Genomic DNA, 9,414 nt, shown 5'->3' on the forward strand with positions numbered 1-9,414 from the left:
GGCTGTTATTTTTTTATAACAGACTGCCCCGGGCGTGGGCCCCCGCCCCCGGGGGGGGGCGGGCCCCCCCGGGGGGGGGGGCGCCGCCCCCCCCCCCCGGCCCCCCGGCGGGGGCGGGACGGCTACCGGACCCGGGTGCGCAGCTCCATCGCCCCGCGCGCGGCGGCCTCGGTCGTGTAGACCTCGCACATGTGGCGCCCGTCCGGCGTCGCCGTGTGCTCGACCTCCCACAGGCTGCACTCGCTGCCGTCCAGCAGGACGAACGCGTGCTCGTACAGGCTGAACCCGGCGTCCCTGCCGTCCGCCAGGAACTGCCGGCCGCCGAAGGCCTGGGTGATCTGGTGCGCGTACGCCGAACGCAGCCGGGCGGCCACCTCCGGCCCGGGCCGGTCGCCGTTCTCCGCGCGCCGCAGCACCCGCCGGGCATGGTCGGCGGACTCCTCCACCGTGTACTCGCGGTGGCGCTCCCGCGGGTCGGGCGTGGCGAACAGGGCGCTCAGCAGCGCCAGGTCCTCCTCCGTCCCGTCCACGCCCCAGCCCCCGTCCCCGTCCTCGGAGTTCCCGGGCCCGGGCACGGGGGACGGGACCGGCTCCGCCCCGGCCTCGCCGAACAGCCGGGCCCCCGCCAGGGCGAGTTCCTCCCGGCCGGCGAACACCTCGTAGCGGGTGTCGCGGTCGCCCCGCAGCCGGTACGCCAGCTCCCACAGCGAGGCCGTCTCACCGTCGGAGGCAGGTAGGTGTGCCGGTGGGTCTCCCGCCACAGGCCCGCCGAGGGGCTGTGGTGCGTCGTGTAGAGGGAGGAGCTGTGGGCGAGCGCCGTGCCGAGGCGCTCGACCAACGTGTCGGGAAGGTCGAAGGAGTTGAGGGCGCGGCCCAGGAGTCGGCCGAGATGCGCCTCGGTTGTCTCGTACGGATCGCTCAAGGTGGGCTCCAGGCCGTCGCAGCTTGTCACTTCGCGGAAGCACAACGTAGCCCCTGGCTCTGGTATCACGTCCGGGATTCGGTAAAACGTCCGGGAAGCATCAGGGGTTCCCGCCACACCTTCAGGTCAACTTGCCCGTACATGGCCTGGGTTCGCCAGGCTTTGCGGTGGTGTGCGGAACTATGGGCGGCATGGCAACGAACACCGTGGACGTCCCGCAGCAGCGGCGGCGCTCTCCCACCCGGTCCCAGGACGAACCCGATGCCCCCCGGTCCCTGGCCTGGCTGCTGGTGGCCACCGGGGCCGCCGGACTGCTGGCCTCCTGGGTGATCACCCTCGACAAGTTCCTCCTGCTGGAGGACCCCGACTTCAAGCCCGCGTGCAGCCTCAACCCGGTCGTCTCCTGCGGCAGTGTCATGAAGAGCGCGCAGGCGGCCGTCTTCGGCTTCCCCAACCCGATGCTCGGGCTCGCGGCCTACGGGGTCGTGGTCTGCGTCGGCGCCGGGCTGCTCGCCGGGGCCCGCCACCGCCGCTGGTTCTGGCTGGGACTGAACGCCGGCACCGCCTTCGGAACCGGCTTCTGCGCCTGGCTGATGGTCCAGTCGCTCTACGCGATCAACGCCCTGTGCCTGTGGTGCTGCCTGGCCTGGGTGGCGACGCTGCTGATGTTCTGGGCGGTCACGGCCCACAACGTCCGTACGGGACGGCTGCCCGCGCCCGGCCCGCTGCGGGAGTTCTTCACCGACTTCGCCTGGGCCCCGCCCGCCCTGCACCTGGGGGTGATCGGGATGCTGGTCCTGACCCGGTGGTGGGACTTCTGGACGGGGTGACGGGGGCGGCCCCATGCGGACGAGGGCCCCGGCGGCTGGACGCCGCCGGGGCCCTCGTCACTTCGCTCCACGGGCTGACGCGGCCCTAGACCAGGGAGGGGTGGAGCTCGGTCAGCTGCCGGAGGAGACGTTGCCGGAGAGGACCGGGATGTTGTCCAGGATGTGCGAGAGCGGCTCGTCGCCCTTGGCCTGGGTCGAGTTCTCGGTGCACTGCTGGTTCTGCGGGTTGGACAGGACGTTGATGTCCTGGACGCCGATGTTGAGCAGGGCGACCAGCGACTGGGCGTTGACCTTGACCGGGAGGCCGACGCAGGGCTTGTTCAGGGTGCCCTGGACCAGGCTGAGCTGGGGGCTCTGGTCACCGGTGGTCTTCTGGTTGCCGTAGATCTGCTGGGCACCGTTGCCGTTGACGGTGTTGATCCCGTTGTCGTTGCCGATGGCCATGGCCGGGGCGGTGGCAGCGGCGCCGGCGCCGACGGCAACGGCGGAGACCGCGGCGGCGGTCATGATCTTCTTGAGCATCATCGATCCTTCTGTCGCACGAGTGCCCGCTAGTGGAGCGCCCTGATCAACCGGCCGCCCGGCGGCTTGGTTGCGCTCCTTCACTCAAACGGCCCGTCCGGCGCAGGGTTTTCCCCAGCCAGGGTGAGACCGCTGCGGACACCTGCGCGAAGCCCGTACGCAGCCCCAGGTGCCCGCAGGGCGCCCAAGATCCGGTTGCGCACCGTGGAGGGTGTTCGCACGGTGGGTGAGTAGGTGGACCATTCCGGTCCGCTCGCGCGACCACCTCGAAGGATTCCCATGCACCCCACCAAGGCGTCCCGCCTCCGCGTCCTCGTCCCGTCGGCCCTCGCCGTCGTCATACTGTCCGGCGCGGCCGCCCCCGCGGGCGCCGCGGACGGCCAGGGTGCCGCCGCCGTCGAGAGGAAGGCGGCGGCCGTGCAGCAGCAGATCGAACGGCTGGAGGAGGCGGCGGAATCCCGCGAGCGGGTCGCGGCCGGCCCGATCGACGACCTCCTGGCGGGTCTCACCAAGACCCTCTCGGACCTCCTCGGCTCGCTCACGGGCCTGCTCGGCGGAATCAAGATCCCGCCGATCGAGGTCCCGAAGCTCCCGGAGATCAAACTGCCAGACATCAAGCTGCCGGACCTCCCGGTCACGGTCCCCAAGCTGCCGGACCTCCCGGTCACCACCCCCGCGGCGCCCGCTGCCCCGGCGGTGCCCGGCGTCGCACCGGCCCTCCCGAGCGTCCCCGACCTCCAGATCCCCGACATCCCCGTCGCCGACTAGAGGGCGGCCGCGGCGGACCCCAACGGGCCTGATGCTTACGACTATTGGGCTGAACAGGTCAGATCCGGCCGTCGGCCGTGTCGTCCGGGGCGCTGGACCGTTTCGCTCGGTGTGAGCCCCGGTACCGGGGCAGGACATCGAACGAGAAGGTGCACTCCCCATGAACTCTGCTGCCAAGAAGGCCGCCGTGGCCCTGGCCTCCGCTGGTCTCGCCGTGGCCGGTGCGGCCGGTGCCGCTTCCGCCGACGCCCAGGCCGAGGGTGCGGCCGTGGGCTCCCCGGGTGTCCTCTCGGGCAACCTGGTCCAGGTGCCGGTCCACGTCCCGATCAACGTCTGCGGCAACTCCGTGAACGTGATCGGCGCCCTCAACCCGGCGTTCGGCAACGTCTGCGTCAACGACTGACGTTCCGCGCAGTCGGCACCACGTGACCGTGGGCGCCACCGGCCGCGCCGGTGGCGCCCACGGTCGTGTCCGGGGCAGGACGCGCGCGGCTCCGGCGTCACTTGCCGCCGTTGAGCTCCACCCCGCCGAGCAGCGGGGACGCCTTGGTGGCCCCGTTCGCCAGGCCCAGGGCCGTGCCCGGGACGTCGTTGCGGATCTTGTTGACGCCCTGCGCCGTGTGGACCACCTTGCCGACGGTGTCGCCCTGCTCGGCAAGGGCGTTGCCCGCCGTCTGGGGGAGCGCCTCGGAGACCGGGTTCACGGCGTTCAGCACCTCGGTCACTCCGCCCGTCGCGCTCATGGGGGGCATCGCGGGGGCATCGGCCGCGAAGGCGGGGGCCGTGGCCCCGAGGGCGGCGACGGAGCCGACGACGACGGCGGCGACCTGGGAGAGCTTCATGGGGAAATCCTCTTCTTTTCGGGGGCCGGGGCGGCAGCGGCGACCGGCTCGCCGCTTTCGCCCTGGTAACGATTCCCGGCCGCTCCGGAAACGCCGGCCGGCGGACGCACGGCAGCGGCCGGAGAATCCCTCGGTGGATTCTCCGGCCGATATTTCTTCCGATTACCGGTATTCCCGGTCAGGCGCCCGACGACCTCCGGTAGAGAATCGCGCCGCCGAGGACGAGGGCCGAGGCGAGCGCCGCCATGGCCCCCAGCTCACCGGCACCGGTGGCGGCCAGCTGGGGCCCCGCCTGCGCCGGCGCGGGCGCGGGGAGCGTCACCGGCGGAGCGGCGGCGGGGACGGGTGCCGGAGCGGGCGCCGGGGGCAGGTGCACCGGCAGGTCGCCGGCCGGGGCGGCCGGGGGCTGGTCGGCCGGGCGGACCACGTCCGGTACGGGGACGGGCGCCGGGAGCGGCCGCTCCGGCTGACTGCCGTGCGGCGGGCGGGGTGCCGGGAGCTCCTGCGCGGGCGGCCCGGGGACGGGCGCCGGAGCCGGGGCGGGCTGCGCCTGCGGGGCCGGGACGGGCGCCGGGAGGGTGTGCGGCTGCTCCTCCACCGGGGCGGGCAGCGTCTGGGCGTGCTCCTGCGGCGGTACGGGGGCCTCGGCGTGCGGGGCCGGGGCGGGCGCAGGGGCGGGCACCGGTGCGGGCTGCGCCGCGGGAGGCGCGGGGGCCGGGGCGGGCCGGGGCTGGGGGGCCGGCTTGGGCTGCGGCTTCGGCTGCGGGTGGTGCGGCGCGGGCGCGGGGGGCGCGGGGTGCGGGGCCGGGTGCTGCGCGTGGGGGGCGGGCGGGTGGTCGTCGCACTCCTCCTCGCCGCCCCGCGGGCCCCGGTCCTCCTCGCCCGGACCGCCGTAGGCGTCCTCGTGGCGCGGGGTGCTCGCGTGGCGGGGCGCCTCGGGGCGCGCCTCCTCGGGCCGGGGCGCGGCGTGCCGGGGGCCCTGGGTGCGGGGTGCCTCCCCGCCGTGCTCCCCGTAGCCGCCCTCGTCCTCCCGGCGCTGCCCGGGCAGCGCGTGCCGGCCGCCCGGGTGCTCCTCCAGGTAGCGCTCGAAGGCCTCGGCGTTCTCGGGGCTCAGGTAGCGCTCGTAGTCGTGGTGGCCGGTGTCGGAGCCCGTCGAGGTGGCGCAGGTGTTGCCCATCGAGGGGTTGAGCGCCGCACCCCCGTCCACGCTGTTGCCGCACACGTTCGGCGAGAAGGTGATGGGTACCGAGACGCTGTTGCCGGACAGCACGCCCGGTGAATGCGAGGCCTCGGCCATCGCCCCGGGATGCGCGTAGGCCGCGCCGGTCGCGATCGACAGCAGACTCGACGCGGCCGCAGCCGTGAGCACCCCCTTGCCCAGTACCTGTCGGCTCAGTACCTGTCGCATGGGTCCTTCCCTGTCTACCGGCGCGGGGGCCGGTCCTGAATCGAAGGTGGCCTCGGAGTGCACCGCCGTGCACTCCGAGGCCATCCGAGGAGGTTCGCCCTTCCGGGCTCAGGCGCTTCGTCAGTTGTTGACGCAGGTGTTGCCGAACGCGGGGTTCAGCAGCGCGATCACGTTGACGGTGTTGCCGCAGACGTTCACGGGGATGTGCACGGGGACCTGCACGAGGTTCCCGGAGAGGACGCCGGGGGAACCGACGGCCTTGCCGTCGGCGGCCGCGTCGGCCATGGCGGGGGAGGCGGCGCCGGCGGCGACGAGGAGGCCGGCGGCCATCACCACTGCCTTCTTGTACTTCATCTGAATTCGATCCTTCCCGCAGAGGTCTGTCCGCTGCATACAGAACAACGAGTGGGCGGGGGAAAGGAAACCGTGGAATCCGGTTGTTTCCCCGAGTGTCGGAGAATTCACTCCGGCGGCCCGGCGGGGTGTTCGGGAAATTCCGGCCCTCATTTACGGGAGTGGAATTCCGGCACCCGATATGCGGCGAGGCCGCCGCGACCCGGGGGTGCGACGGCCTCGCTGGGTGCGTCCTCGGTCAGCTGCCGGAGGAGACGTTGCCGGAGAGGATCGGGATGTTGTCCAGGATGTGCGAGAGAGCCTCGTCGCCCTTGGCCTGGGTGGAGTTCTCGGTGCACTGCTGGTTCTGCGGGCTGGACAGGACCGGGATGTCCTGGACGCCGACGTTGACCAGGGCCAGGATCGACTGGGCGTTGACCTTCGCCGGCAGGGCGATGCAGGGCTTGTTGAAGGAGCCCTGGATCAGGGCCATCTGCGGGCTCATGTTGCCGTAGGTGGCCTGGTTGCCGTAGATCTGCGCGGAGTTGTTGCCGTTCACGGTGTTGATGCCGTTGTCGTTGCCGATGGCCATCGCCTGCGGGGCCATGGCGGCGCCGAGGCCGACGGTGGAGGCGGCAACCGCTGCGCCGGCTACAAGCTTCTTGATCATTATCATCCCTTTTTTGCAGGATTGCCCGGTAACTGGAGCACCCGGATCAACGGCCCGGATCCCGCTCCGGTTGCGTCGCTTCACCCGGATGCCGCCGTTTCGGGCGGCGCGGTTGACGGTCAGGCGTTCACGCACTGGTTGCCGAAGGCCGGGTTCAGCAGACCGACCAGCTGGGCGGTGAGGCCGCAGACGTTGACCGGGACGTCGACCGGCACCTGGACCAGGTTGCCGCTCAGTACGCCGGGGGAACCCGCGGCCAGGCCGTCGGCCGTCGCACCGCCGTGCGCGGAGGCGAGGCCCGCGCCGCCCATCAGCAGCGCGGTCCCGGCGAGCGCCACCGTCGTGCCGCGCATCAGCCTCTTCTTCATCTCCGTATTCCTTTCGGTTCGCACTTCGAACAACGATGCAACCGCATAACGACGCGCCCACCGGCAGGGTGCGTCTCATCGCCCGAAAGGCCGTACGAGCGAGTCCGGCGTGATTTCCAGCCTGATTTCTGCCAAAGTTCACTCCTGTTTTGTCCCCTTGATCGAAAATGGAGACAGGGTCATGGGTTCCTCCCGCAGAATCCTCGGCGCGCTCGGCCTGCTGTCCTGCCTCACGCTTTCCCTCCACGCCGCCCCGGCGGGCGCCGCGGTCCCCGCCGCGGCCCGCGAAATGCCCCGCATCCCGTTCACCCAGCGTTACCAGGCGGTGCAGCACGGCGGGCTGGTCCGGGCCTCGAACTCGGTGATCAGCTGCCGCCGCGAGGAGTCCCCGCAGGCGGAGCCGTGCGCGGAGGTCAAGAAGGGCGCCGCCGGGACCAACGGCGACTTCGAGATGTTCTACGACGAGGTCGACAAGGACCCCGACACCTACAACTCCACCCGGGCCGAGCTCAGGGTCCCGCAGGGCGCGAAGGTCTCGTACGCCCGGCTCTACTGGGGCGGGAACCTGCGGGTGGGGGAGCAGAAGCCGCCGGAGGACAACGGCCGCGTGCTGGTCGCTGAGCCCGGGGGCGCGTACAAGCCGGTGATCGCCGACACGGTCATCGGGCACCGTACGGACGCGGGCAGCGACGCGTACCAGGCCTCGGCCGACGTCACCCCGCTGGTGCGCAAGGGCGGCGCGGGGATGTGGACCGTGGCCCAGCTCAACGTCGCCATGGGGCACTCGGAGGTGGGTGCCTGGGGCGGCTGGACGCTGGTGGTCGCGTACGAGCACCCGCAGGAGCCGCTGCGCAGGATCTCCCTGTGGGACGGCTTCGAATCGCTGGCAGCGGGGGCCGGCGAGGCGGCCGCGGAGCAGGTGGAGGTCCTCGGCCTGCACGCGCCCGCGGGGGCCGCGGGCAAGGTCGGCGTGGTCGCGTACGACGGGGACCGCGGGACTCTGGGGGACTCACTGACGGTGACGGCCGACAGTGGGCGCCGGATCAACGTCAGCGATGCCGAGAACCCCTTCAACGACGTCCTGAATTCCACGATCACGGAATTCGGCCGCCCTGTATCAGTACGACAGCCTGAAAATATTAATAATCTCGGATATGACGCGGACGTGTTCGATCTGAGTCCCGCCCTGTCCGGAGGCGCCCACGGCCTGAGCTTCAGGTTCACGGGCGAAAGCCAGGGTCAATTCCTCGGTGTGCTCTTCGTTCAGACAGACGCGCGCCGCTGAGCGCAGGAGACCGCTCCACGTGCCGAAACACCCCTCGCCGGCCGGCTCCCCGGCCGCGCGGTCCATCACCGTCCTCCACCTCGTCCAGCCCGTCGAGGGCGGCGTGGCCCGGGTCGTCACCGACCTCGCGGCGGCCCAGCGCGCCGCAGGGCTGCGCGTCGTCGTCGCCTGCCCGGACGGCGGCGTCCTCGCCGGCGCGGCCCGGGCCGCAGGCGCCGAGGTGCTCACCTGGCGCGCCGGGCGCTCCCCCGGACCGGGACTGCCCGCCGAAGTGCTCGGCGCGGCCCGGCTGATCCGCCGCGTCGGCCCCGACCTGCTCCACGCCCACAGCGCCAAGGCCGGACTGGCGGGGCGGATGGCCGTACGGGGCTCCCTGCCCACGGTGTTCCAGCCCCACGCCTGGTCCTTCGACGCCGTCGGCGGCACCACAGCCGCCCTCGCGCTGCGCTGGGAACGGGCCGGCGCCCGCTGGGCCCACCGGGTGCTCTGCGTCAGCGAGGCCGAACGCCGGGCCGGCGAGTCCGAGGGCATCCACGCCCGCTGGGCGGTGGTCCGCAACGGCGTCGACCTCGCGCACTTCCGCCCCGCCCACCCCGACCCCGACCGCGACCGGGCCGAGGCCCGCACCGCCCTGCGGCTGCCCGCCGCCCTCGCGGGGGCGGGGCCGCTGGCCGTCTGCGTCGGCCGGCTCTGCCCCCAGAAGGGCCAGGACGTCCTGCTGCGCACCTGGCCGGAGGTGTCGGCCACCGTTCCGGGCGCCCGCCTCGCCCTGGTCGGCGACGGCCCCGACGCCGAACGGCTGCGCCGCACCGCACCCCCCGGAGTCCACTTCGCCGGGGCCGCCGCAGACATCCGACCGTGGCTTCGGGCCGCCGATCTCGTTGTACTGCCGTCGCGGTGGGAAGGCATGGCGCTCGCCCCCCTCGAAGCCATGGCCTGCGGCCGACCGGTCCTGGTCTCCGACGTCAGCGGTGCCCGGGAGAGCCTTCCGTCCGGCCACGGACGGCTCTGCCTGGTACCGCCGGAGGACCCGACGGCGCTGGCCAAGGCCCTGGGACGGCTGCTCGCCGAACCGCGGCTGCTCACCGAACTCGGTGAGCAGGCCCAGCAGCACGCCCGGACCGAGTTCGACGTGCGGCGGACCACGGACGCGGTCACCGGTCTGTACCACGAACTGCTGGGCAGGCCCTCCCCCTTGAACCAGGAGCGCATCAGCCGATGACGATGGACAGCGCACCCGCCCGGCACACCGGGGGGCAGAGCGGCACGGGGCACCCCGGCGGGAGGGCCTTCGCCTCCGCGTCACCGGTCGCCCCGCCGGCCGTGGCCCCCGCCGCGGCACCCGCGACGACCCGCCGCGCCGTGACCGCCATCCACCCGCCGCGCGGACCCCGCGCCGACCGGGCCCGGCCCGCCGTCCGCCCGGGCCGGGCCCGCCGCGGCCGGGGCGCCGCCCCGCTCCTGGC

Annotated in this window: 11 protein-coding genes and 2 pseudogenes; 6 read left to right on the forward strand and 7 right to left on the reverse strand. The window is 73.1% G+C overall.

What is annotated here, in order from left to right; all coding sequences use genetic code 11:
• Positions 1-122: 122 nt before the first annotated feature.
• Positions 123-922, reverse strand: a pseudogene (locus WDV06_RS34575) (DUF6227 family protein).
• 191 nt (positions 923-1,113) lie between these two features.
• Here WDV06_RS34575 and WDV06_RS34580 point away from each other — a divergent pair.
• The gene (locus WDV06_RS34580; RefSeq protein WP_395513782.1) at positions 1,114-1,752 is read left to right on the forward strand and encodes a vitamin K epoxide reductase family protein; all 639 of its coding nucleotides are present in this window, start codon (positions 1,114-1,116) and stop codon (positions 1,750-1,752) included.
• Positions 1,753-1,863: 111 nt separating this feature from the next.
• Here WDV06_RS34580 and WDV06_RS34585 read toward each other — a convergent pair whose 3' ends face one another.
• Positions 1,864-2,274, reverse strand: a complete 411-nt coding sequence (locus tag WDV06_RS34585) for a rodlin (protein ID WP_395513783.1) — start codon at positions 2,272-2,274, stop codon at positions 1,864-1,866.
• Positions 2,275-2,553: 279 nt separating this feature from the next.
• On the opposite strand from WDV06_RS34585, the gene WDV06_RS34590 reads away from it, so the two are divergent.
• Positions 2,554-3,042 carry a hypothetical protein gene (locus WDV06_RS34590; RefSeq protein ID WP_395513784.1) on the forward strand — a complete coding sequence of 163 codons (489 nt, stop codon included), beginning with the start codon at positions 2,554-2,556 and terminating at the stop codon, positions 3,040-3,042.
• Positions 3,043-3,202: 160 nt separating this feature from the next.
• A complete protein-coding gene (locus WDV06_RS34595) occupies positions 3,203-3,445 on the forward strand; it encodes a chaplin (RefSeq protein WP_395513785.1) in 243 nt (80 codons plus the stop codon).
• A gap of 97 nt (positions 3,446-3,542) precedes the next feature.
• Here WDV06_RS34595 and WDV06_RS34600 read toward each other — a convergent pair whose 3' ends face one another.
• The 5 genes from WDV06_RS34600 to WDV06_RS34620 form a co-directional block, all read right to left on the reverse strand.
• Positions 3,543-3,884 carry a hypothetical protein gene (locus WDV06_RS34600; protein ID WP_395513786.1) on the reverse strand — a complete coding sequence of 114 codons (342 nt, stop codon included), beginning with the start codon at positions 3,882-3,884 and terminating at the stop codon, positions 3,543-3,545.
• 178 nt (positions 3,885-4,062) lie between these two features.
• Positions 4,063-5,292 (reverse strand): chaplin, encoded by a 1,230-nt coding sequence (locus WDV06_RS34605; protein ID WP_395513787.1) that lies wholly within the window; start codon positions 5,290-5,292, stop codon positions 4,063-4,065.
• Positions 5,293-5,412: 120 nt separating this feature from the next.
• Positions 5,413-5,646 (reverse strand): chaplin, encoded by a 234-nt coding sequence (locus tag WDV06_RS34610; protein ID WP_395513788.1) that lies wholly within the window; start codon positions 5,644-5,646, stop codon positions 5,413-5,415.
• Positions 5,647-5,884: 238 nt separating this feature from the next.
• Complete coding sequence (locus tag WDV06_RS34615) at positions 5,885-6,295, reverse strand: rodlin (protein ID WP_395513789.1); 411 nt, start codon at positions 6,293-6,295, stop codon at positions 5,885-5,887.
• Between the two features lie 119 nt (positions 6,296-6,414).
• A complete protein-coding gene (locus tag WDV06_RS34620) occupies positions 6,415-6,663 on the reverse strand; it encodes a chaplin (RefSeq protein WP_395513790.1) in 249 nt (82 codons plus the stop codon).
• A 181-nt stretch (positions 6,664-6,844) separates the two neighbouring features.
• Here WDV06_RS34620 and WDV06_RS34625 point away from each other — a divergent pair, with 181 nt between their 5' ends.
• From WDV06_RS34625 to WDV06_RS34635, 3 genes and pseudogenes are all read left to right on the forward strand, one after another.
• Positions 6,845-7,948 (forward strand): DUF3344 domain-containing protein, encoded by a 1,104-nt coding sequence (locus tag WDV06_RS34625; RefSeq protein WP_395513791.1) that lies wholly within the window; start codon positions 6,845-6,847, stop codon positions 7,946-7,948.
• A 19-nt stretch (positions 7,949-7,967) separates the two neighbouring features.
• Positions 7,968-9,170, forward strand: coding sequence for a glycosyltransferase family 4 protein (locus WDV06_RS34630; protein ID WP_395513792.1), 1,203 nt, complete (start codon positions 7,968-7,970; stop codon positions 9,168-9,170).
• Positions 9,167-9,414, forward strand: a pseudogene (locus tag WDV06_RS34635) (hypothetical protein); the annotation flags it as partial. The gene WDV06_RS34630 and the pseudogene WDV06_RS34635, both read left to right, overlap by 4 nt.

This window comes from Streptomyces racemochromogenes, assembly GCF_044129415.1.
Classification (GTDB): Bacteria; Actinomycetota; Actinomycetes; order Streptomycetales; family Streptomycetaceae; genus Streptomyces; species Streptomyces racemochromogenes_A.